Here is a 21,649-nt window from a genome sequence, read left to right as displayed (position 1 = left end):
AATGTTGACCCAGGGGTTGGCGTCGTCGTTGGTGTAGCGGTAGATGGATCCGCTGGCGTTGACGCCCCACACGTTGCTGCGGGAGCCTGCCGAGATCCTGGTCAGGGCTCCGGAGATCTGCTTCCAGTGCGCCATGTTAATCGTCTCCGTCCATTCCGGGTATTGCGCTGAACTATCAGGAACACCTGTGGCACGGCCGGTCCGGGGGTGACCGGTGTACCCGTGGGGCGACGCTGAACGCAGAGAGTTTTGGCAGTCCGGACACCGGCCGCTGACCACCCTTTCCTCTTCCGGAAAGGGATCCGCTGAACGGAGTGGGTGTGACGACGTTCTGCCACTTCTCAGTGGGACCGCGGAATTTTCGCCTTTCTCGACCTAGCGCGTCGCTTCCGTTGAGATACCCGGGGGTGGGGGGCGCAACCCCCTTGGGCCCGTTTCGGCCAATGTTCAGAACATTATCCACACACAAAAAATCCGTGATATAGAGATGGCAAATGCACTATAGGTGAAAAAGTATAAGATTTCCGAAATGTATTTCCGTGTGCCGGGGGGCGGTTTGGGGGTGTGGAGTGGCCGGTGGCCTACTAGGCGGCCTCCTTACTTTCGGCGACGGAAACCGGTAATCCCGTCCAGCGAGCCTGTGCGGTCGGGTGCGCCACGTCCGGACCCCAGCTCCAGTGCGGAGGCGGGTTCTCCCAACAGTTCGAACCCGGGCCCGTGTCCTGGGTACTGAGTCCACTCCAGTGCGGTGGCCAGCGCCTCCTCCGGACTCTGCGGGGTGACGCCTTGGGCGTACCGGTCCCAGTAGGAGGGGATGTCCGTGGTCGGGTTGGCCGTGGCCGTGGCCGTGGTCCTCGCGGCTCGGGATACAGGAACCGGACCAAGGTAGCCACGTCGTATCCGGGACGGCAGGGGAACGGCGAAAGAGGCCAGCACCTCCGCAGGTGTCGGCCTCGCCCGGGTTCCGTTCAGGCGATCAGCGCTCGTCAGCGGCGGTCCGACCCGGGAGCGCACGGGGCGGACTCGGAGAACGTCCGGGCAGGGAGCCGTGTGTCCGCCGACGGCGGCGGCTCAGGATCCGTGGAGTTGGGTGCTTCTGGTCGTTTCTTCGCCCTTCCGGGGCGGTCACATGCCATGATTTTCTGTGTTTGCCGATGGCGACGACTGCTGACCACTGATGGAGGAGCACATGGCTGAGCGCCAGAACGGAACGGTGAAGTGGTTCAACGACGAGAAGGGGTACGGCTTCATCACACCGGAGTCCGGCCCCGACCTCTTCGTTCATTTCAGGGCGATCGAGGGCACCGGCTTCAAGTCGTTGCAGGAGGGGCAGGCGGTCAGCTTCGAGGCCGTCCAGGGGCAGAAGGGGATGCAGGCCGACAAGGTGCAGGTGGAAGGGTAGCCGAGCCGCTGCGGCCTTGAAGTGCGGGAAGTCCCTGCATCCGGGAGAGCCGGGTGCGGGGGCTTCGTCGTGTACAGAACGGGAAACACGGGCAAATCTGCATTAAGTGAATTGCCGGGCAAAGTAGACAGTTCAGACTTCTGGCATGTGCGGACTTGAGGGAAAATTACGCGAACTCGTGTTCGCTGCGCTAGCGTGTTCCCCGAAAAGAAAAATCCCGGTCGGTGCTACCAACACCGATCCGGGATTTGGCCGACGCCTGCGTGAACAAGCGCCCAGCCGCGCCACCTACCTGCAAGCACCAGGAAGGCGACTCATCGCCTTCCTCAACCAAGAAACGAAGGCGACTCGTCGTGGAGTCTACCGTCCTCAACCCCTGCGCCACCACCGAACGCCGTGATTCGGCACGGTTTTTCGGTCCGCGTCAACGTCCTCGCAAGGCAATGCGCGGAATTGGTTTCATACCGGACATCTGGGTCAATGAAGCCCGCGAGGCCGGACTCTTTCCCACATCCCGCTCCTTCGTCGCCGCCGCGATCATCGCCCGCGCCGCCGACCTCGACGGCCGCTGGTGCTTCCTCTGCCTGGACACCCTGGTCAGCAGGTCCGGTCACCTGCTCAGCCTCTCCGTGGCCAAGCGCGCCATCGGAGACCTCATCGCCGCGGGGCTGGTCCGCAAACTCGACCCTCACCAGACCCGCGCCTTCTTCGCCGAGGGCCTCAAGGAGCGAACCCGCTCGCCTGACCGCCTTCCCCTCGTCCTCGAACTGCTGATCCCCGCCGAGGACTTCCCCGACCAGGTGCGCGAGGAGATCAACGCCGTCCGCGCGACCCTGGGGGAGGAGCCCGTGGACGAGGTCACCCGCCCCCGGATCCGGAAGGCCGCGACGGTTCGAATCGACCTCGGCGACGGGTCGAATCGACCCACACACCTGTATCCCATTCACTCCCCTTCCGACGAGCGCCCCGATTCCGTCCGGAGGAGCCCGGGCACAGGGCGGCCTGAACCCCCGCAGCCGCGCACGCACGGACGTCCCGCACACGCACAACCCCCGCACACACATCCGCCGCAGGGGCACCCCCTGCTCCGGCACGTCCCCGACGCCGCCCTGAACGACCCGCGCGCCGACCGGGCCGCCCTGACCCGCGCCCTGCTCCGCCTGCGCGACGCGGGCCTGACCGAACAGGAACTCACCGCCCTCATCCGGGGCGCGGAGAGGCTGCGCCGCCCCTTCCCGGCCCTGATGCTGCGCCTGCGCGGTCTGCCCGAGGCCCGGGCCTTCCTCGCGGGCACCCTGGGGCGGGGGATCACGCCCACGACGCCCTGGCGGTCCGGGATTCCCGCGCCCCGAAGGCCCACCGACGACGGCGATCCCTTCGCCCGTCCGCCGGAGTTCGACGTCGACGCCCGGGGTGCGGCGGTGCGCACCTGTCCCGACCACCCCAGTGTGCGCAACGTTCCCGGTGGCACCTGCCGGGCCTGCGGCGGCCCCTGCCGGTCGGTGCCCGGCGAACTCCTGCATCCACCGGCCCGGACCCGACCGCCCGAGCCGAGCGGGGCAGGGGAGGGGGCGGGTATCGCGGAACCGGCCGGGGAGGCGATCCCCGAATTCGAACCGGCCCTCACCGAGCGCATTCTCGTCTCGCTCATGGGAGGCGGACCGACCGCCGCCGACGTCGGCCGGGGGAGGGAGCCAGGACCCGCGCGGGAGACAGAGCCCGCCCACCCGCCCGCGCGTCAGGCGGTCATCGACCAGCTCCGCCGCCAGCTCGCCGCCTGACTCCCTGGCGGCGGGCGCGGCCCAGAGGTAAGCGGGGCACGGCGGACACGCGGCCTGTCACCGGGTCTGGAGTGAGGCGAGGAACTCGTCGGTCCTCTGGACCTCGTCGCGGTCGTAGGTGCTGACATTGGCGAGTACCTCGGAACCGCCGGTGCGGTCGAGGAGGTCGGTGAGCGCGTCCGCCACCTGCTCAGGAGTGCCCGCGATCGCGGAGTCCATCCAGCCGTGCACCTCCCTGCGCTTCCTCTCGCGGCTCGTCTCGCCCAGCAGCCGACGTACCTCCTCGACGGGTCGGAGCGCGCGGAACTCCCCGACCTCCCGCGAGTCCGCGTACGCCCAGGCTTCGGGCAGCAGCAGGTCGCGAGCGCGCTCCTCGGTCTCCGCGACGGCGACGTCCACGTTCACGACCAGGTAGGGAGCGGGTGCGGTCGGGCTCGGACGGAAGTCCTCGAAGTACGCGGCGATCCTGCCCGGGTCACGAAGGACCGGCCCTCCGACCACCGCCGGAAGTCCCAGCTCGGCGGCGAGTGCCAGCCCATCCCGGACGGCGAGCAGGAACACCGGCGGAGGCGCGACGCTGGGCCTGGCGGTGATCTCGGCCCGCCCGCTCAGATACTCGCGGATCCTTTCGACGTCGGCCGGGTACTCGCCCTCGCGCAGGGCGGTGCGCCCGAGCGCACGCCGGATCGGAGCGGTGAAGCCGAGCGAACCGCCCAGTCCCAGATCGATCCTGCCGGGGAAGAGCGCCTCCAGGAGCAGCGCCTGCTCAGCGATCACCAGCGGGCTGTGGTTGGGGACCATGACCCCGCCCGTGCCCAGGCGGATGCCGCGCGTGCGGGCGCCGATGGCCGCGAGCAGCACGGTGGGGGCCGAGCTGGCGATACCGGGTACCGCGTGGTGCTCGGCGGTCCAGAACCGGCGGAAACCGAGTTCCTCCGCACGCACGGCCCTTTCGACGGTCGTCGCGATCGTCTGTGCCTCGGACTCGCCGCTGCGCGTCCGTGAGCGGTCAAGCAGGGAGACCCGCATCGGTTCTCGCCTCCGTCCGTGTGGTGGGACAGCGCATCGTCCTCCTTCGTCCGGAGCGTACTCGCCGCGAGCGCTGACCCGGTGGCGCGAGCACGCGGTGCGCGCGCACCGGCTGGAGATGACGGGGGAGGGGGAGCGCGCGGCTGCGCTGTACCGGGAGGCGGCCTCCCTGACCGGCAACCAGGTCGAGCGGCGGTTCCTGCTCGACCGCGCCGCCCGCCTCGGCTGAGGGGCGGGCCGTGGCGCCGTTCGGTTCGGCTGGCCGCTGATGCCCCTGCCGGAAGGATCGCCGCTCCGGGGGACTGTGGCCTCAGCCCGAGCCCTGTGTGCACAGGCGCTGTGCTCACAGGGGGTGGGCGTTCACGGACAATGATGGCGATCTACGTCGTAAAGTCGGCGGTTCACCGCACCACTTCCCAACCCCGAGCCCTCGCAGTGCACACCGATGGAAGTGGGCTCCGGGACTGACGTCGCGGTGCGGTGAGGAGGTCGAGGAGGATTACTACAGGATCTAGCCGGGCGTGCAACATCGGACTGAACCTCGTGGCCAAACCCGGCGTGGCCGCTCTGACTCGGGGCCGCCTTCAACAGCACGCGCGGGCCGCCCCCAAATACTTCGGGTTGCGCAAACGCGGCGCGACCTGGCTGAACGTGGTCAACGACCAGGCGATGGGCCTGGGTGGCCTGGTGGTGCCCGGTACCGTGCGCGACTCCCTGTTCATCCTGGACGCCCTGCACACCCGCGATGGCGGGCCCAAGCCCGAGGAGGCGTGTGCGGGCCCGATTCCCGGCTCTGATGTGTTCAGGTGTCGCGCATGGCTTGCCGGGTGGCCTCGACCATGTTGTTCAGGATCTGGCGTGTGCGGGCGAGTTCGTCGGCCCGGGCGTCGATGCGGTCGAGTTCGGCGGTGAGTTGGCGCAGCACCTGTGGCGGACAGCGCTGCCCGGAGGGCACGACGTGGGGCAGCAGTTCGGCGATGGTGGTGCTGTTCATGCCCACGGCGAAGAGCTGGCGGATCAGCAGCACACGGTCCACGGCCGCCTCGTCGTAGTGGCGCTGTCCGCTGGCGCTGCGTTGGCTGGAGAGCATGCCCTGCTTCTCGTAGTAGCGCAGGGAGCGCACGCTGGCTCCGGTCCGCTCGGCCAGTTCCCCGATTCGCACGGGATGCCTCCGTTCCGATTTGCCTCTGACACCGGTGTCAGGTCCTAGGGTAGCGGTGCGCCCACCACGCACCACCAGGACGTCGTCGTGTGGTGTGCGCGTGAGACGACCCCGCTTGAGAGGAACCGTTGTGCCCGCCAGTTCCCGCTCCTTCACCGACATCGTGCACTCGCGGCGCTTCGGCCGACCCGCAGGGGCCCTCGGGCGAGTACCGAATGGGACGGGTGCCGCTGGCCGAGAGCGTCGTGGTGCACGACACCCCCGGCGTCCTCGAACAGGCCCGGTAGGAGAACGCGGAGCCTCCTCGTGAACGTTGGCGCAGGGGTAGGACCTCTTCCTCGCGTCCTCCCTGTGGCCTGGATCCAGGGCATCGGCGCCATCGACGAGGAACCGCTCGACCGCCCGCGCACTCGTCGCAAGCGGATACCGCGAACAGGACGTCCAGAACACCACGTAGACCACCAGCCACTGGTCATACCCAGGGCGGGCTTCCGGAGAGCCGCAGGAAGGGCGCCGCGACCGGCCCTTCTCCCGACATGCGGGCCGCCCGGCCCATAAGCCCTCAGTCATCACATCCCACCCTCCCCCTCCGGGGAGAGACGCAACTACACAAAGGACGAATCATGAGAATCGGCATTCTCGGCTCAGGAGCGATCGGGGCAGCCCTGGCACGCGTCTTCAGCCAGGGCGGGCACGAGGTCGCCGTGGCTAACTCCCGGGGCCCGGAGACCATCGATACGGCCGTGCTGGAATTCGGGGCGCGGGCGGCGACGCCTGCCGACGCCGTCCAGGACAAGGACGTCGTGATCCTGTCCGTTCCCTTCTACAAGGTCCCGGAGGTGGCCGGGCTCTTCGCCTCTCTGCCCAGCGAGACCGTCGTCATCGACACCACCAACTACGTCCCCTTCAAGGACTGGGACGTTCCCATCAAGGGGGTGGGACAGGGCCAGGTGGAGAGCCTGTGGGTGGCCCAGCAGCTGGGCCGACCCGTGGCCAAGGCATGGAACGCCGTCCTGGAAGGCACCCTGAAGACCCAGGGCGTTCCCGCGGGAACGCCGGGGCGGATCGCGCTTCCGGTCGCCGCCGACTCCGACGAGGCGCGGCGCGTGGCCATGCGCTTGGTGGACGAGAGCGGCTTCGACCCCTTCGACGCGGGGAAGCTGGCCGACTCCTGGCGCCAGCAGCCGTCGACGCCCGCGTACTGCACCGAGCTGAGCCTGGACGAGCTGGGACCGGCCTTGCAGGCGGCCGACCGGGACAAGACCCCGGCCATCCGCACCCGCGCCCTGGAGCGCGTGGCCGCCTTCACCTCCCCGCCCACGCTGGAGGAGATCGTGGAGCTCAACCGCTCCCTCCACCGCTGACACCACCGACAAAACCCCGTCCTTGAGGAGCGCCTTCATGAAACGCTGGCAGGCAGACGAGTTCGGCGTGCCGGACACCGTCCTGGAAAAGGTGGAGGTCCCCCTCCCCGAGCCCGGCCCGGGCGAGGCCCGCGTGCGGGTTCTGGCTGCCAGCGTGGGGCTTCCCGACCTGATGATGGTCCAGGGCCGTTACCCGCTGGTCTCCTCGCTCCCCGTCTCTCCCGGACAGGAGATCGTGGGCGTCGTGGACAAGCCCGGCCCCGGATACCCCTTCCCGGTGGGCACCCGGATCATGGGCAACAGCCGTGCCGACGTGGCGATCGGCGGGCTTGCCGAATACACGCTCAGCCCGGCTCTGGGGGCGATGCCGGTCCCCGCGGAGCTCACCGACGCCCAGGCCGCCGGTTTCCCCGGCTCGTACCACGTCGCCCACATCGGCCTCGTGCACAGGGCCGCCCTCCAGGAGGGTGAGACCCTCCTGGTCCTGGGCGGCTCGGGGCGCACGGGATCGGCCGCCGTCCAGCTCGGCAAAGCCCTGGGCGCCACCGTCATCGCCACCGCCCGCAACGAGGAGAAGGCGCGCTTTTGCCGACTCCAGGGCGCCGACCACGTCATCGACCTCAGCGAACAGGACCTCGCCGAGACAGTGGTGGAACTCGGCGGCGGCCATGGCGCCGACGTCATCTACGACACGGTCGGCGGTGAGGCATACGAGCAGGCCACCCGGGCCGTCAGCCGCGGGGGGCGCGTTCTCCTGGTCGGCTTCGCCAGCGGGGAATGGGGGCAGCCCGACCCGCAGGGCATCCTCTTCAACGACTACTCCGTCAGCGGAGCCCTTTCCCTCTTCCGCTCGGAGACAGAACGCGACCTCACCCGCGAGGCCCTTTCCGCCTTCCTGCGCGACGGATCGATCACCCCGCCCGTGACCGAGCACTACGCCTTCGATGACGTTCCTGCCGCCATCGCCAGCCGCAGCGGAGGTGCCGTCGGTCAGGCCGTCGTCACCATCGCCCGCGAGACCGTCCCGGAGCTCTGAGAGGGCGCGAACCAAGCAAGCCTGGAAGGGTAAGGGGCGCCGAGTTCGGCCGACCGGGTTCGAGGCCGCTGACCCGCAACCGCGACGGTGGAGCGTTGTCGACCCGGACCGCCAACGCGGGCCCCGGCCGCGCTGGCGGCCGGGGCCCGCCTCCGGGGCACTGTCAGGGGTTGGAGTACATCTGCACGACGACGCGGTCGAAGCGGCGCGCCTCCAGGTCCTGGCGGGTGATGGTCCAGTACAGGATCCCCATCGGCACCCCGACCCACTGCGCGAGCAGGACCCAGTCCTCGGGGTCGGAGCCCGGCCCGCCTCCCTCCGGGTCCGCCGAGGCGCGTGCCGGGTCTCCGTAGCCGTCGAAGTCCGCGGCGTAGCCACCGATCTGCCACTCGCCGCCCTCGTCGGACTGCTCGGACCAGACCTCCTGCAACGTCTCCGCGTGGGGGTGCAGGGCGAGGGTCTGGTCGTCGACGGGGCAGGAGGGCAGTCCCACGCCGGGGATCAGGCGCAGGTCACCGGTGCGCCGCAGCTCGTTGTCCAGGTCCTCGGGGGAGTCGTACTCGTAGGGATCGTAGTCGGGTGAGGCCTCCCGCTCCTTGACCGGCGTCCCCGCCGGGACGTACACGGCGCCGCCCGGAATGACGAACTCGTCCAACTCGACGTTCGCGAACAGGAGCACGTGGCCGTCGGGCGGCAGCGGGATGTCGGTGGCCCCCGGCGGGATCGCGGCCAGGTCGAGCGTCGCGATGAGCTGGTACTCATCGCGGTTGCCGGGTTCGTCGGAGTCCCACACCGTGCCCGGGGTGGGCACGTCCGGCGGGAGCATCAGCGGACTTCCGAGCCTGCCGACGACCGGGCCGGTGCCGTCGCGCGCCGTCCGCAGCTTCGGGCGGGCCAGCCCGAGCCACCGGTCGACGTCGTCCGCCGGAACCCCCCTGTCGAGCGCCTGCTCCCGGAACCGGTCCAGCCACCACAGCGCCGACGCGGGCAGGACGCTCGCCGACGGGTGCAGCACCCCCGCACCGAACTCCCAGCCGGGTTCCGGCCCCACCACGCCCGGCTCGTTCAGCCCCGCGAGCCACTCCGCGGCGGACGATCGTGTCCTCGCGTCGGCGTCCGACAGTGCGGCCGCCGCGGCTGCCCGGGCACCCGGGTGGTCACCGAGCACACGCCGGGCCGGCAGGCGGTGGCGGTTCGCACCGAGCGCGAGCGAGGTCAGGCGCGGGACCAGAGCCTCGGGGGCGGCGGGGAAGCGTTCGAGGATGGTCAGGATCATCGTCGTCGTGTCGACGGCGGACTCGTCCGGGTGCCGCTTCCCGTCACCGCCGTCGAGGTACTCGTCCGCGAGGTCCAGGCGCTCGGCGAACAGGGGCCACCAGCGCTCGGCGTCCTCGGGCGTCAGGAAGGCGCCGATCTTTCGGTGGGTGTGGGTCGTCCGGGTGACCAGGAGCGAGGCGGTCCGCCGGTCCGCGTCGGACATCCCGGCGGCGCGGAACGCGTCCCGCAGGGCGCGGACGTCGGGCATCAGCGCCAGCCGCCCCTCGACGCCGTGCCAGGAACGGTCCCCGTCGGACCCGCCCCCGGCACCCAGCGCCCGCAGCTCCTCCGCCAGGTCCGCGTCCTGGGGTGCGGCGACGGGGGGCACGGGGACGGCGGCCTCCGCCCCTCTCAGCACCCGCACACGGAAGACGGCCCGGCGCAGCAGCCGCTCGAGTTCCGGGTCCTCCGGTCCGGCGCCGCCGTCGGTCAGGGCCTCCTCGATCGCCACGACTCCGCCGTCGAGGTCGGCCAGGCGAACCAGGGCGTCCGGCAGACGGTCCGGCGGCGCGGTCCGCAGGTGCTGTCGCAGCAGGTCCACCTGCCGGGGCCCGTCGAGCCGGGACAGCGCGGACAGCGCCTGCGCGCGAACGCCCGCGTCGGCGTCGACCGCCAGGACGGCGGCGAGTCGCGCGTGCGCCTCCGGCCCGCGCGCGCACCGGTCCGCCACATACCTCCGAATGTAATCCTTGAACCCGGTGACGACGTCCGCGAGCTCGTCGGCGTGCCGGGCGAGGAACGCGACGCCCGCGTCGCTCTCCAGGAGCCGGTGCCGGAGAAACGGCCAGTGGCGGGAGTCCGCGTACAGCAGCGCCGACAGGACGGCGTGCACGGGAGTCCGGCCGGGTGCGCCGCCCACCCGGGCGACCTCGACGAGGGCGTGGGCGTCCCACCGCCGCTGGACGTCCTCGGCGTCGGTACCCTTGGCGGCGCCGCAGACACGGAGCACGTCGTCGGCCAGCACGAGGAGCCACGACGGCTCCTCGGACGACGGGGCGTTGCCCGCGGCCGCGTGCAGCGCCTGCCCGAACCGGAAGAGCACGTCGGTCGGCGCGAGCCGGTAGAGCACCAGCCGTGCGGCCTCGGCGTCCCGGAGCGACCAGCCGGGATGCGCGTCGGCGACGGCCGCCAGCCGGTCGGCCGACCAGACCACGTCCGGTTTGGCGACCATGTCGGCGCCGGTCGGCCGCTCCCGTAGTGCAGCCAGGGCCTCCGGGCGGGTACCGCGCAGCACGTGCTCGACGACCGGTTCGTGGGCCTGCGACACCCGCAGCGGCGCGAGGCAGTCCCGTACCGCTGACGCCACCTGGAGAGAGGTGTCCGCGCCACCGCCCGAGCCAGCTGTTCCTGCTTCAGATTCGTACATGCCGGAAGACTAGGAGCAGGGTCCGACACACGCCTTCGCCATTGCGCCTTCGGCCGGACGGTCTTCTCCGGGGCGGCCGCTCAGGAGCAGCGCCGCCCCGCGCGCACCGGCGGCCACGACGAACTGGTGCCCCTGGGCGAGCAGGACCAGTCGCTGTGGGACGCCGACCTCGACCACCGCTTCAGGCTCGGCCGGGACCCCCTCGCAGAGGCCAGGCATCGATCAGATACCTCTCCGTACCGTCCACCTCCCGTACGGACTCACCCCACCTACGGACTTCCTTGACCCTCTGCCTCACCGTGTCTCGTCCTTGGGATCTCACACTGACGTGCAGCTCACCGGAAACGGGGAGGTGCCATGCGTCCGCGATGCCTCTCGTCCATTGGTCCACGTTGATCGTCCCCGAAGCGCATGAGAGCTCTGCTTCTTCGGGCTCCGACCATCCCTGGTAGACGTCCTCACCAGGAGCACGGTCCCAGACGCGCATGCTGACGAGAACGCGGGCGAGGTCCTCCACGCAATTGATGTAGACGTGTCCTGTGTCCACGCCGAGAACAGTCCGTCCGGGAAGCCGCAGCGAAGGAGTGTATTCTATTTCGCGGCCGCTGTCGTGGACGTCAATGATTCTGTATTCGGCCGTGGCCAGAGTGGAGAAACTTGCCAGCAACATCGCCATGACCTCCTGGAATCGGGAAACTGGGCCACCGGGTCAGGTAGGACTCTTCCAGGTTCCGTCGTGGTGCGGACAGTCCGGTCAGGGGACGGTTCAGGCCTGCCGCTCAAGCGGACACGGGCTTCACGATCACCGAGGGGCCCGAACCGAGCGGTCCCCCGAGGCGTGCGGTGTCCGCGCTGACACCATTCCTGACTCTCCGCTCCCACGCTTCCGATGGTGATCCTCGGCCTGTGTCCTGTTCGCCTGTACCCGCGCCGTCCTGTTCGGCACCGAGGTCGGTGATGACCGGTGATTTCATCCGCTCCGTCCCCCCGATCGGGCACCGTGAATGCGGTTCGGCGCCCGTCAACCGCGCGAAGTGATCCGACCCCAAAACCGGGATTACCGAAAGAAAGGCTGGTGCACAGGGTGCCCATCCCTGCCGTAGAAGAAAAGGCACGCCCTGGAAAGAGCACCTCGATATCCTTGGTCAGGGGACGGAGGGAATGGGTCTTCTTCGGCACCCTGTGGAAGTCGCATCCGAGGCTGAGCGCGGCGTGGTGGGCGCTGATCCTGTTCCAGGGCGTTCTTCCCGCCGGTTTCGTCGTGGCGGTCGGAGCGCTCGTCGGCGCCGTCGCCGACGGCTTCGAACCGCGTCACGGTCCGGTTCTCGCTACCTGCGCGGGGCTGGAGCGGACTCCTGGCTCCTGCCCCGCGCGGCTACGCCTCAGAGGCCGACCACGATCTTTCCGTGGACATGGCGGTCCGCCTGTACCCGCACGGCTTCCCGGATCTGCTCGATGGGGAAGGTGGCGGCGATCGGCACGGTGATCTCCCCGGCGACGATGGCGTTGGAGATCCGCTCCAGGTCCTCTGGGTGCGCGTCGAATCCTCCAGTGGGGCGCACGCCCCCGGGCGGGTTGGGGCCCACAGCGATCGTGGAGATCCTCTCCGGCGGGACGCCGAGCGCGAGAGCCGCCTCGGCCGCCTCGGTGCCGTGCAGGTCGGCCGCTCCGCTTACTCCGTCGGGCACCATCGCGCGCACGCGCTCCTCTAGGCCGGCGCCGTAGGTGACGGGGTCGACACCGAAGCGCCGAAGGAAGTCGAAGGTGCTCTCGGAAGCGGTTCCGATCACCCGGGCACCGGCGAGCTTGGCGAGTTGGACGGCGAAGACGCCGACACCGCCCGCCGCGCCTCCGATCAGGACGGTGTCGCCGGCTTTCACGTCGATCGCCGCGAGCGCCGCCGAGGCGGTCAGTCCGGCCACCGGGAGCGTGCTGGCTACCTGGTCATTGATCTCGGCCGGAGTGCGAAGCAGGGTGTCCGCCCCCTCAGGAGCGACAACTAGGAAGTCCGCGGCGGCCCGGCCCGTCGCTGTTCCGTAGACGCGGTCGCCCACGGCGAAGTCGGAGACTCCTTCGCCGACCTCGTCCACGGTGCCGGCGAAGTCAGTGGCGAAACCGGACGGCAGGGTGATGCCGAACTGCTGCGCCATCTCCGGCATCGAGGACAGGACCCAGTCCATGGGGTTGAGGCCGACGGCGGCCACCCGCACACGCACCTCGCCTGTTCCCGCGTGCGGCTCCGGGACCTCGCGCAGCTCCAGTACTTCAGGTCCGCCGAACGTCTCGTAGACAACGGCTCGGCTCATGATGTGCCTCCACGGCTAGTGATGGGACTTGGTCCTATCAGTGTACATGGCGATGAGACCAAGTCCCGTAGACTGTGCTCATGGCTCGATGGGAACCCAACGCACCGCAACGGCTCGCTGACGCCGCTCTCGAACTGTTCGCGGAGCGCGGCTACGAGGACACGACCGTGCTCGATATCGCGAAACGCGCCGGACTCGCCAAGAGCACCTTCTTCCGGCACTTTCAGGACAAGCGCGAGGTGCTCTTCGCCGAGGACACCCTGACCGGGCCGTTCGTCGCCGCTATCGCGGCGGCACCTGCGGAAGCAGCCCCCCTCGAAGCGGTGGCGTACGGCCTCGACGCGCTCGGACGGGAGGTCTTCACCCCCTCCCGCCACACGTTCGCAGCCCGCCGGCGAGCGGTGATCGAGGCCCACCCCGACCTCCAGGAGCGCGAAGCCCGGAAGGAGGCGAGCCTCACCGCTTCGATAGGCCGGGCCATAGCAGCCCGCTGCTCTCCAGGACTCGTCGCCCGAGTGACAGCAGAACTGGGCGCACTGGCCCTGAAGGCTGCCTACGAGCGATGGAGCGACCCGACCAACACCGACGATTTCAGCAATATCGCCCAGCAAACCCTCGGTGAAGTACGAACCGCCGTCTCGGCCGTGCAAACAGGCTGAGAAATTGCCAAGCCCGGGGATGAAGTCTTTTAGGCGGCGGTGGGTGGGGTGCGTTCGTTGGGGCGTTCGACGAGTTTGCCTGCCTCGAATCGGCTTCCGGCGCGGACGAGCGGGACGGGTTCGGGTGCGTTCACTGCGCGCCAGCGGGCTTGTGCTGATTTTGAACGTTCTGTCGGGGCCGGACCAGGAACGCCAACGCGGCCATGGACAAGGTGATGTGCCGATACCAGGCCCGATATCCGCGCACCTGGTAGTGGTCCAGTCCGGTCCCGTTCTTCGCGGTCTGGAAGCATTCCTCGACCGCCCACCGGGATCCGGCCACTCGCGCCAGTTCCACCAGTGTCGTGCTTTCGTCGGCGAAACAGATGTAATAAGCCAGCTCTTCGGAGTCAGCGATACTTCTGCGGGCCAGCAGCCAGTACCCTTTGCCCGGCTCTCTCCAGGGGTGGCCGAGTTCGTTCTTGGTGGCGAGTTCGGCCTCGTCGCCGATACCGGCGGCCCGGCACCGATCGCGGTCCTGGGTCCAGGATTTGGGTGGGTAGAGTTCCCGGTCGATCAGCGCTGGGCCCTTGCCGCTTGCGTAGGCCAGGAACACGCCGATCTGGCAGTTCTCGATCCGTCCGGCGGTTCCGGAGTACTGACGGGCCACCCGGCCGATTTCGTGCCCTTCTTGAGGAATTCGGTGTCGTCCAGGATCAGCACACCGCGATCGGGATCGGCCAGGGTCTGCATCACCAGGTCGCGGACGTCGTCGCGCACGCCGTCGGTGCCCCAGGCGTAGAAGTTGAGCAGGCGCTAGTGGAAGAACCTCGCCTCAGATCGCAGAGTGCACACGAACCCGGACAAGGTCCTCGCTCTCCACGGAATCACCCGTGACCAGAACGTAGGGAAGAACTCCGGGGCCCTGGTTGATGTGCGGCCGTGGCGTCAATGAGTCCGTCAAGCGCTGTCACGGCCGCCGACAGCTCCTTGACAGCCACACGCAATCGGCTGCGCTCACGTTCCATCACCACTTGCGCACGTTGAGCCACCCCTCGCGAAGGGGAGCGCTCCATACACGGAATCAACTCGGCGATCGTCGCACTGGTGAGCTTGGCCGCGTAGAAGGTCTGGATCAGACGAACACGACGGACGTGGTCCTCCTCGTAAAGGCGCTGACCACTCGGCGACCGGCGAACCTCGATGAGCCCTTGTTGCTCGTAGTAACGCAGCGACCGCCGACTGACACCCGCCCGTTCCGCGACCTCACCGATCCGCATCGACTCTCCTCTTGCCCATGACATTGGTGTCACCGTTTAGCCTACCGGTGCGCCCACTGCACCTCGGTTTTAGGCGCCTATCGCTTCCAAGGACACTTGTGATCAAGTTCGCTTTCCTCATCAACCGTCTACCCGGTATGACGGTCGAGGACTTCCAGCGCTACCACCGCGACAGGCACGCGCCCCTGTTCACTTCCATCCCCGAAACGGAAAAGTACGTGCGCAAGTACGCCGTCTCGCATCCGATCGCGGCCGATGGTTACCCGGAGCCGGCCTATGATGGATTGACCGAGATCTGGTTCGACTCGTGGGACGACCACGACTCCTTCTTCGCGTCCGTGAACTACAAGACCAAGGTCAATCCCGATGAGTCGAAGTTCATCGACTTCTCGAACGTCGGCGTGATGGTCACCAACGAAACCGTCGTCAAGTAGCACTCATTCCTCATGCGCGGGGTGTCGGTCAGCAAGGCTCGACATCCCGCGCGGCACCACTGACTGATCGAAGCGTCCCGGGCTTTCCGGAAAGGAACCCCATAAGACGGGCTCGTGAGGAAACGAGGGGAAGCGTGGGAATCCAGGCTCGCGCCTACCGCGTCGAGGGGGGACCACCGCTGCACACGGCGGCCCGTGGAGGGCCCGGCCCGTCAGAGCAGTCCCTTCAGGTAGAAGCCCGTGCGGCTGTCCGGGGCCGCCGCGACCTGCGCGGGCGTGCCCTGCGCGACGATCCGTCCGCCCCGCGATCCACCGCCCGGGCCGAGGTCGATGACGTGGTCGGCGGTGGCCACGACCCGCATGTCGTGCTCGGCCGCCACCACGGTGGCACCCGCGCCGACGAGGTCGCGCAGACGGCTGACGAGGACGTCGGTGTCGTAAGGATGGAGACCGGTGGTGGGCTCGTCGAGCAGGTAGACCGTGCCGGTGACCCGGCGGCGCTGGAGTTCGGTGGCGAGTTTGATCCGCTGGGCCTCGCCGCCGGACAACTCCGTCGCGGGCTGGCCCAGGCGCAGGTAGCCCAGGCCGACCCCGGCGAGGGTCTCCAGGGAGCGCCGCACCGACGGCTCCTCGGTGAAGAACCCCGCCGCCTCCTCGACCGACATCGCGAGCACGTCCGCGACCGTGCGCCCCCGGTACTCCACCCGGAGGGTGTCGTCGTTGTAGCGCGAGCCGCCGCAGGTCGGGCAGGGGGCGTAGGTGGTGGGCAGGAACAGCAGCTCCACCGACACGAACCCCTCGCCCTCGCAGTCCGGGCAGCGTCCCCCCACGACGTTGAAGGAGAACCGGCCGGGCCCGTAACCGAGCGAGCGGGCCTCCTCGGTGGCCGCGAACAGCTTGCGCACCGTGTCGAAGAGCCCGGTGTAGGTCGCCAGGTTGGAGCGTGGTGTTCGCCCGATGGGCTGCTGGCTGACCCACACCACCCGGCCGCGTTCGGCGGCACGGTCCCCGATCTCCGCCAGCAGGGAGGACTTGCCCGAGCCGGACACCCCGGTGAGGGTGGTGAACACGCCGAGGGGGATGTCGGCGTCCAGCCCCCTCAGGTTGTTGCGGGTGGCTCCGCGCAGCACCAGGTGCCCGCCGGGGGTGTGGGCCCGGTGCTCCGGGAGGGCGTCGTCGAACAGGTAGCGGCGGGTCACCGACTCCGGGACCTCGCGCAGGCCGGGGACGGGGCCGCTGTACAGGACGCGGCCGCCGTGCTCGCCCGCCCCCGGTCCGACGTCGACGATCCAGTCCGCGCCGCGCACGGTGTCCAGGTCGTGCTCGACGAAGCACACGGTGTTGCCCCCGTCGCGCAGGCGCCGGAGGATCTTCGAGAGCGCTTCGACGTCGGCCGGGTGCAGGCCCGCGGAGGGCTCGTCCAGGACGTAGACCACCCCGAAGAGCCCCGTGCCCAGCTGGGTGGCCAACCGGATCCTCTGGAACTCCCCGGTGGACAGGGTCGGTGCCGGTCGGGCCACGCTCAGGTAGCCCAGGCCCAGCTCCGCCAACACCTCGACCCGTGCCGTGATCTCCCCGACCAGCGCCGCCGCCGCGCCGGTGCCCTCCCCCCAGGGGCGCAGCAGGGCGACCAGTTCGGTCAGGGGCAGCGCCGCCAGTTCGGTGATGGTGTGCCCGGCGAAGGTGACCCGCAGCGCCTCCTGCCGCAGCCGCCGACCGCCGCACTCCGGGCAGGTCCGGTCGACCATGAACTCGGCGGCTCTGCGCCGCCGGGCCTCACTGGCGGAGGAGGCGTACGCCTTGAGCACCAGTCTCCGGGCGCTGCTGTACTTGCCCTGGTAGGGCCGGTGGACGCGGCCCGCCTCACGGACCGGGTGGACGGTCACCACGGGCTGCTCCTCGGTGAACAGGATCCAGTCGCGCTCGCCTTGGGGCAGCTCCCGCCAGGGCCGGTGGATGTCGTACCCGAGGGTGTCGAGGATGTCGCGCAGGTTCTTGCCCTGCCAGGCCCCGGGCCAGGAGGCGATGGCCCCCTCGGCGATGCTCAGCCCGGGGTCGGGCACCAGCGACCCCTCGGTGACCTCGTGCTCGACTCCCTCTCCGTGGCACACGGGGCAGGCTCCGGCCACGGTGTTGGGGGAGAAGGAGTCGGAGTCCAGGTGCTGCGCCCCGGGCGGGTAGGTGCCCGCCCGGGAGAGGAGCATGCGCAGTGTGTTGGAGAGCGTGGTGAGGGTGCCCACGGTGGAGCGGACCGAGGGCGCGGAGCGCGGCTGGGCGAGCGCCACGGCAGGCGGCATCCCGGTGACGTCGTCCACGTCCGGGGCAGGGAGCTGCTGGAGCAGGCGCCTCGCGTACGGCGCCACCGACTCCAGGTACCGGTGCTGGGACTCGGCGTAGAGGGTTCCGAAGGCCAGGGAGGACTTTCCCGACCCGGAGACGCCGGTGAAGGCGACCAGGGCGTCGCGGGGCAGTTCCGTGTCCACGTTCCTCAGGTTGTGGATGCGGGCGCCGCGCACCCGGATGCGGTCGTCGTGGTTGTCCATGGGACAAGGCTTACCCGGTCACGGGACCGGAGCGGACCCGCGGACCGCCCGGGTGCGGCGAACCCCGGCGCGCACCGGTGCGCCTGCCGCCGGGAGGCGGGAAAGGCATGACCGAGACCGGAACCGGCGGGTGGACGGCGCCGTGCCGCCGCCCACCCTTCACCGGGTGCTGGGCTGTCTGCCGGGCGGCCGGGGGCTCTCGGGGCCAGTGTCAGCGGCGTGCGGCCCACACGGCGCGTTCGGTGCGCACGGCCAGGTCGTCGCGGCGCAGGATGCTGTGCGGACTGTCGGTGTCGAGGAGCCGGTCGAGCGCGGTGAGGTCCTCGGAGGAGAGCTCTTCGGCGACGGCGGTGCGGACGCGTCGCAGGCCGCCGAGCGCGTAGCGGCCGATCGCCTCGTTGTGGGAGCCCTCGATGTTCACGGCGATCGTGCGTTCGCCCTCGACCGTGAAACCCGCGGCGGTCAGCATCGGGCCCCAGTCGGCGCCGCGGTGGGGCATGTGCTCGGCGTGGAAGCGGTCGGTCGCGGCATGGGCGCGCTCCTCCAGGCCGGGCCGGTCCTCGGGGGCGTCCTCGGGCAGGAAGCGGGGGAACCCGGCCAGTTCGACGACGGCGAAGAGGCCGCCGGGCGCGAGCGCGTCATGGACGTTGCGCAGCGCGCGGTCGGGGTCGGCCATGTGGTGCATCGAGGCCGACGCCCACACCAGGTCCGGTGAGCCCAGGTCGGGCCAGTCGGGGGCGTCGAGGTCGGCCCGCACGGTGCGCACGCGCTCCTCGACGCCACGGGCGCGTGCCTTGGCGCGCAGCCGTTGGAGGTGTCCGTCGGATGTGTCGACGGCCGTGACGCGGGCGTCGGGGAAGCGGTCGAGGAGGGCGAAGGTGCCCGCTCCCGTGCCGCAGCCCAGGTCCACGATCTGGCGCGGGCCCGTCCTCAGCGGCAGCCATGCGGTGATGGAGGCCGTGTGCTCGGCGAGGACCTCGGCGTCCAGGTCGAGGATCTCCGCCTGGACGTCGGCGTCGTGCTCCTGGTGGTGGTCGTGTTCCTGGTGGTGTTCGTGCTGAGCGCCGTGGCCGGGGTTGTGCGAGTGCGTCTGGTTCATGTCTCCACAGTAGGACGGCCATGCGCCTGAAGCATGACGATTTCCGTTTTACGCAAGACAATGGCCGGATGCGCTGCCCGACGCGCAAGACGTCGTCGTCGCGCGGCCCACGCGGTCGCTCCCTCAGGTGTCCTGGGGTTCGTGGCCGCCGTCCTCCCGCTGGTGGCCGCGGCGGGCGTCGCGGTCGAAGATGCCCAGGATCTCGCAGGGGCCGCCCTCGGCGCCGATCGCGTGCGGCATCATCGTGGGGAACTCGGCGGCCTGGTTGGTCTCGATGCGAAAGCGCCGGTGGCCGAGCATGAGCGTCGCGGTGCCGGACAGGACGACGAGCCATTCGTGCCCGGGGTGGGCGCGCATGCGCGCGGGGTTGTCGGGCGGCGGTTCGGTCATGCGCTGGCGCACCACGCTCATGCCGGGGTCGCCCTTGACGGGCCAGCGCATCCGGCCGCGGGCACCGTCGATCGTCGGACTGATGACGACGTCGTCGGCGGCGGTCTCCACGAGCTGGTCCAGCGTGGTGTCCAGGGCGCGGGCGAGGGTGACCAGCTGGTCCAGGGCGAGGCGGCGCCGACCGTTCTCGATGCGGCTCAGCGAGGACTGGCTGAGGTGGGCACGGCTGGCCAGCTCCTCCAGGGACCAGCCCTGCGCCACCCGCAGGGCGCGGATGCGTTTGCGTACGAGGCTGTCCAGCTCTCCGTCTTCTTGCGTCATGGGCAGTATGGTATGCCTCCGATGCAAGGCCGAAGGCGGTGGCCGGTTCAGGAGTCGCCCCGAGGGGGCCGCGTGGGCCCCTGGAAGCCCTGACCCGGCACCGGAGGCCACCGCGACGCTCACCGCACCCCTGCGGGAGCGGAGGTGTCGCGACGCTCATCGGAAAGCGCCGCGATGGTGGCCGAATGCGACAATCGGATACCCTGGCCCCCCAAAAACCCGAGGATAATTCCATGGCACCTTCCGCTCGACCGCAGAACCCCGAGATTGTCGTGAAGGAGTGGGTGCGCCCCGGAGACATTCCCTGGTTCGCTCTCGGGGCCGCCGTGATCGCCGCCATGGTATGGGTGCAGGCGAATGTGCCCGTCGGCGACCTGGTCGAGGTCGCAAACAACAGTGCGTTCCCCAGTTACGTCGACACGCACCGGTCACCTTTGCAGATGCCCCTGATCGGGGTCCTGGGGTGGGTGGTGGTGAAATTCGCCTCCCAGCTGAGGAGTCCGCTGGCGGCGCGACTCGACCAGGACGGGATCAAGCTGTTCGCCGACACCAGTTTCGGGTTGCGCATGAAGGTCGGAGCGCCGAAGGCCGAGGCTCCTTGGGACGCGATCACACGGGTGGTGCTGCGGCGTCGCCGTTCGAAACTGCTGAAGTTCATTCCGGTGTGGAGGACCATGGTCTCCTTCGAGAGGCCCAGCGGTAGGCGCTACGGCCAAAGCGCGAGTTTGTCATCCTGGTCCGTGAGGAAGGTGGCCGCCGGAATATCGCGGTTCGCTCCGCATGTCGAATTCGTCGACGAGCGATCTCCCGGGAAGCGCCGCATGGTCAAGCTGTAGGGCGACCGGCGAATGGTCGAGGTTCGATTGTCATCGAGGTAGGACGCCGGGAACCACGACGGGCCAGGGCAACGCGAACGAACGGAAGAAGGCGGCATGACCAGCTCTGTCGACGCGCAGAAGTCAACGGATCCACCGCGCCGCGCCCTCTTCGTCGTGTTGGCGGCGCTGTCGGTGCTTCCGGTCACCGTCTACCTGCCGGTGCTGCCGAACATCGCGGACGCGCTTGACACGAGTTTCGCTCTGGTCAATCTCTCGATCGCGGGGTATGCCGTTGCCACCGCCATGGTCGAAATCGTTTCTGGCGCCCTGTCGGACCGTTACGGACGTCGCCCGGTCGTGCTGGTGTCCGTTTCGGTCTTCGTTGTCGCTTCCGTCGGCTGCGCACTGGCGTCTGATATCGCGGTCTTCCTCGTGTGCCGTATGTTCCAGGCGTCGATCGCCGCGTGCTTCTCGGTCGCGATGGTCGCGATCAAGGAGACTTCGAGTGACCGCGACGCGGTGAGGAGGATCGGCTTCGCGAGCATGGGATGGGCGCTCGCCCCCATGGTCGGGCCCGCGTTGGGCGGGGTCCTGGGCGAGCTGTTCGGGTGGCGTTCCATCTTCGCCGCCCTCGCGGTCCTCGGCGGAACGGTTCTCCTCGTGTCCGTGTACCAGATGAAGGAGACGTCTCTCCACTCAGGCTCCAGGAGGGGAGACTTCCTCTCCTCGCTCCGAAGACTGCTCGGCTCGCCCCGGTTCTGGTCCTACACACTCTGCATGGCTTTCTCGACGGGAACGCTCTATGTGTTCCTGGGAGGCGCACCCCTGGTCATGGGCAGCCACTTCGGCGCGTCGGGTGCCGCTCTGGGAATCTACATGGCCATGGTCCCGGGCGGATTCATCCTGGGCGGTTATCTGACGGGGGCGGTCGCCTCCCGGGTGTTCAGAAGTCACGTTCTCGTCGGTGCCCGCGTTCTGACGTGCGGGGGGCTGCTGGCCGGTCTGGTCCTCGCGGCGTCGCACGACATCAACCCCCTCCTTTTCTTCGTGTTCTGCATGTTCATCGGCATAGGAAACGGATTGACCACGCCCGTGGTCAACATGGGAGTGATGTCCGAGCACGACGACCTCGCCGGAACCGCCATGGGCCTGTCCGCCGCGATGTCGATCGGAGGCGGTGCGCTGGTCTCCTCCTCTGCGGGTCTCCTTCTCAATGCCACCAGTGCGGTCCACGACCTGCTGGCCCTGCTGCTGGCGTCGGCGTCCTTCGCGCTGGTGGCGGCGTTCTTCGCCGCCCTGGTCGACCGAAAACCCCGTGTGTAGTCCATCGACCGTGTAAGGCGGTGCCGCGGGGAAACGGCGA

At 69.4% G+C, this 21,649-nt stretch carries 20 protein-coding genes and 2 pseudogenes; 10 read left to right on the top strand and 12 right to left on the bottom strand.

Annotation, left to right across the window (positions count from 1 at the left end; all coding sequences use genetic code 11):
- Both ACSIH6_RS20305 and ACSIH6_RS20300 read right to left on the bottom strand, forming a co-directional pair.
- Positions 1-135 (bottom strand): tectonin domain-containing protein (locus ACSIH6_RS20305; RefSeq protein WP_435109882.1); only part of this gene is annotated, 135 nt, incomplete at its 3' end.
- A gap of 519 nt (positions 136-654) precedes the next feature.
- Positions 655-816 (bottom strand): annotated as a pseudogene (locus ACSIH6_RS20300) (SAM-dependent methyltransferase); the annotation flags it as partial.
- A gap of 373 nt (positions 817-1,189) precedes the next feature.
- Between ACSIH6_RS20300 and ACSIH6_RS20295 the strand changes: the two are divergent.
- A complete protein-coding gene (locus ACSIH6_RS20295) occupies positions 1,190-1,402 on the top strand; it encodes a cold-shock protein (protein WP_026115145.1) in 213 nt (70 codons plus the stop codon).
- Between the two features lie 443 nt (positions 1,403-1,845).
- Positions 1,846-3,183 (top strand): hypothetical protein, encoded by a 1,338-nt coding sequence (locus ACSIH6_RS20290; RefSeq protein ID WP_435109881.1) that lies wholly within the window; start codon positions 1,846-1,848, stop codon positions 3,181-3,183.
- Positions 3,184-3,240: 57 nt separating this feature from the next.
- Here the strand turns inward: ACSIH6_RS20290 and ACSIH6_RS20285 are convergent, their stop codons facing one another.
- Positions 3,241-4,212, bottom strand: a complete 972-nt coding sequence (locus ACSIH6_RS20285; RefSeq protein ID WP_435109880.1) for an MsnO8 family LLM class oxidoreductase — start codon at positions 4,210-4,212, stop codon at positions 3,241-3,243.
- 97 nt (positions 4,213-4,309) lie between these two features.
- Here ACSIH6_RS20285 and ACSIH6_RS20280 point away from each other — a divergent pair, with 97 nt between their 5' ends.
- Positions 4,310-4,441 carry a hypothetical protein gene (locus ACSIH6_RS20280; RefSeq protein ID WP_435109879.1) on the top strand — a complete coding sequence of 44 codons (132 nt, stop codon included), beginning with the start codon at positions 4,310-4,312 and terminating at the stop codon, positions 4,439-4,441.
- 251 nt (positions 4,442-4,692) lie between these two features.
- Entirely contained in the window at positions 4,693-5,124 is a 432-nt protein-coding gene (locus tag ACSIH6_RS20275) for a Tn3 family transposase (RefSeq protein ID WP_435109878.1), read from the top strand.
- Here the strand turns inward: ACSIH6_RS20275 and ACSIH6_RS20270 are convergent.
- A complete protein-coding gene (locus ACSIH6_RS20270) occupies positions 5,015-5,374 on the bottom strand; it encodes a MerR family transcriptional regulator (RefSeq protein WP_435109877.1) in 360 nt (119 codons plus the stop codon). The two genes, ACSIH6_RS20275 and ACSIH6_RS20270, sit on opposite strands and share 110 nt — an antisense overlap.
- Positions 5,375-5,997: 623 nt before the next feature.
- On the opposite strand from ACSIH6_RS20270, the gene ACSIH6_RS20265 reads away from it, so the two are divergent.
- Both ACSIH6_RS20265 and ACSIH6_RS20260 read left to right on the top strand, forming a co-directional pair.
- Positions 5,998-6,738, top strand: coding sequence for an NADPH-dependent F420 reductase (locus tag ACSIH6_RS20265; protein ID WP_435109876.1), 741 nt, complete (start codon positions 5,998-6,000; stop codon positions 6,736-6,738).
- A gap of 37 nt (positions 6,739-6,775) precedes the next feature.
- A complete protein-coding gene (locus ACSIH6_RS20260) occupies positions 6,776-7,774 on the top strand; it encodes an NADPH:quinone oxidoreductase family protein (RefSeq protein ID WP_435109875.1) in 999 nt (332 codons plus the stop codon).
- A 163-nt stretch (positions 7,775-7,937) separates the two neighbouring features.
- Here ACSIH6_RS20260 and ACSIH6_RS20255 read toward each other — a convergent pair whose 3' ends face one another.
- From ACSIH6_RS20255 to ACSIH6_RS20245, 3 genes are all read right to left on the bottom strand, one after another.
- Positions 7,938-10,457, bottom strand: coding sequence for a DUF1963 domain-containing protein (locus ACSIH6_RS20255; protein WP_435109874.1), 2,520 nt, complete (start codon positions 10,455-10,457; stop codon positions 7,938-7,940).
- 9 nt (positions 10,458-10,466) lie between these two features.
- Positions 10,467-10,676, bottom strand: coding sequence for a hypothetical protein (locus ACSIH6_RS20250; protein WP_435109873.1), 210 nt, complete (start codon positions 10,674-10,676; stop codon positions 10,467-10,469).
- A gap of 1,163 nt (positions 10,677-11,839) precedes the next feature.
- A complete protein-coding gene (locus ACSIH6_RS20245; protein WP_435109872.1) occupies positions 11,840-12,763 on the bottom strand; it encodes an NADP-dependent oxidoreductase in 924 nt (307 codons plus the stop codon).
- An 80-nt stretch (positions 12,764-12,843) separates the two neighbouring features.
- Between ACSIH6_RS20245 and ACSIH6_RS20240 the strand changes: the two genes are divergently transcribed.
- Positions 12,844-13,422, top strand: a complete 579-nt coding sequence (locus tag ACSIH6_RS20240) for a TetR/AcrR family transcriptional regulator (protein WP_435109871.1) — start codon at positions 12,844-12,846, stop codon at positions 13,420-13,422.
- Between the two features lie 130 nt (positions 13,423-13,552).
- On the opposite strand, the pseudogene ACSIH6_RS20235 reads toward ACSIH6_RS20240, so the two are convergent.
- Positions 13,553-14,217, bottom strand: a pseudogene (locus ACSIH6_RS20235) (IS701 family transposase); the annotation flags it as partial.
- A gap of 71 nt (positions 14,218-14,288) precedes the next feature.
- Positions 14,289-14,681 carry a MerR family transcriptional regulator gene (locus ACSIH6_RS20230; RefSeq protein WP_435109870.1) on the bottom strand — a complete coding sequence of 131 codons (393 nt, stop codon included), beginning with the start codon at positions 14,679-14,681 and terminating at the stop codon, positions 14,289-14,291.
- A 98-nt stretch (positions 14,682-14,779) separates the two neighbouring features.
- Here ACSIH6_RS20230 and ACSIH6_RS20225 point away from each other — a divergent pair, with 98 nt between their 5' ends.
- Positions 14,780-15,115, top strand: coding sequence for an EthD domain-containing protein (locus ACSIH6_RS20225; protein WP_435109869.1), 336 nt, complete (start codon positions 14,780-14,782; stop codon positions 15,113-15,115).
- Between the two features lie 212 nt (positions 15,116-15,327).
- Here the strand turns inward: ACSIH6_RS20225 and ACSIH6_RS20220 are convergent, their stop codons facing one another.
- The 3 genes from ACSIH6_RS20220 to ACSIH6_RS20210 all read right to left on the bottom strand — a co-directional run bounded on the left by ACSIH6_RS20220 (position 15,328) and on the right by ACSIH6_RS20210 (position 19,468).
- A complete protein-coding gene (locus tag ACSIH6_RS20220; RefSeq protein WP_435109868.1) occupies positions 15,328-17,658 on the bottom strand; it encodes an ATP-binding cassette domain-containing protein in 2,331 nt (776 codons plus the stop codon).
- Positions 17,659-17,869: 211 nt separating this feature from the next.
- Positions 17,870-18,757, bottom strand: a complete 888-nt coding sequence (locus tag ACSIH6_RS20215) for a class I SAM-dependent methyltransferase (protein WP_435109867.1) — start codon at positions 18,755-18,757, stop codon at positions 17,870-17,872.
- Positions 18,758-18,880: 123 nt separating this feature from the next.
- Entirely contained in the window at positions 18,881-19,468 is a 588-nt protein-coding gene (locus ACSIH6_RS20210) for a helix-turn-helix domain-containing protein (RefSeq protein WP_435109866.1), read from the bottom strand.
- Between the two features lie 233 nt (positions 19,469-19,701).
- On the opposite strand from ACSIH6_RS20210, the gene ACSIH6_RS20205 reads away from it, so the two are divergent.
- Complete coding sequence (locus ACSIH6_RS20205) at positions 19,702-20,304, top strand: hypothetical protein (RefSeq protein ID WP_435109865.1); 603 nt, start codon at positions 19,702-19,704, stop codon at positions 20,302-20,304.
- 96 nt (positions 20,305-20,400) lie between these two features.
- Positions 20,401-21,609, top strand: a complete 1,209-nt coding sequence (locus tag ACSIH6_RS20200; protein WP_435109864.1) for an MFS transporter — start codon at positions 20,401-20,403, stop codon at positions 21,607-21,609.
- Positions 21,610-21,649: the final 40 nt, after the last annotated feature.

Origin of the sequence: Nocardiopsis synnemataformans (genome assembly GCF_965343085.1) — a bacterium.
Classification (GTDB): Bacteria; Actinomycetota; Actinomycetes; order Streptosporangiales; family Streptosporangiaceae; genus Nocardiopsis; species Nocardiopsis alborubida.
The sequence above is the reverse complement of the archived record's forward strand: the minus strand, read 5'-3'. Positions and strand labels throughout refer to the sequence as shown.

Coding starts and splice junctions, on each gene's coding strand:
- ACSIH6_RS20250 (WP_435109873.1), bottom strand. CDS start 10,676: ATGCCTGGCCTCTGCGAGGGGGTCCCGGCCGAGCCTGAAGCGGTGGTC.
- ACSIH6_RS20215 (WP_435109867.1), bottom strand. CDS start 18,757: ATGAACCAGACGCACTCGCACAACCCCGGCCACGGCGCTCAGCACGAA.
- ACSIH6_RS20295 (WP_026115145.1), top strand. CDS start 1,190: ATGGCTGAGCGCCAGAACGGAACGGTGAAGTGGTTCAACGACGAGAAG.
- ACSIH6_RS20285 (WP_435109880.1), bottom strand. CDS start 4,212: ATGCGGGTCTCCCTGCTTGACCGCTCACGGACGCGCAGCGGCGAGTCC.
- ACSIH6_RS20210 (WP_435109866.1), bottom strand. CDS start 19,468: ATGACGCAAGAAGACGGAGAGCTGGACAGCCTCGTACGCAAACGCATC.
- ACSIH6_RS20290 (WP_435109881.1), top strand. CDS start 1,846: ATGCGCGGAATTGGTTTCATACCGGACATCTGGGTCAATGAAGCCCGC.
- ACSIH6_RS20265 (WP_435109876.1), top strand. CDS start 5,998: ATGAGAATCGGCATTCTCGGCTCAGGAGCGATCGGGGCAGCCCTGGCA.
- ACSIH6_RS20220 (WP_435109868.1), bottom strand. CDS start 17,658: ATGGACAACCACGACGACCGCATCCGGGTGCGCGGCGCCCGCATCCAC.
- ACSIH6_RS20200 (WP_435109864.1), top strand. CDS start 20,401: ATGACCAGCTCTGTCGACGCGCAGAAGTCAACGGATCCACCGCGCCGC.
- ACSIH6_RS20240 (WP_435109871.1), top strand. CDS start 12,844: ATGGCTCGATGGGAACCCAACGCACCGCAACGGCTCGCTGACGCCGCT.
- ACSIH6_RS20205 (WP_435109865.1), top strand. CDS start 19,702: ATGGCACCTTCCGCTCGACCGCAGAACCCCGAGATTGTCGTGAAGGAG.
- ACSIH6_RS20255 (WP_435109874.1), bottom strand. CDS start 10,457: ATGTACGAATCTGAAGCAGGAACAGCTGGCTCGGGCGGTGGCGCGGAC.
- ACSIH6_RS20230 (WP_435109870.1), bottom strand. CDS start 14,681: ATGCGGATCGGTGAGGTCGCGGAACGGGCGGGTGTCAGTCGGCGGTCG.
- ACSIH6_RS20245 (WP_435109872.1), bottom strand. CDS start 12,763: ATGAGCCGAGCCGTTGTCTACGAGACGTTCGGCGGACCTGAAGTACTG.
- ACSIH6_RS20260 (WP_435109875.1), top strand. CDS start 6,776: ATGAAACGCTGGCAGGCAGACGAGTTCGGCGTGCCGGACACCGTCCTG.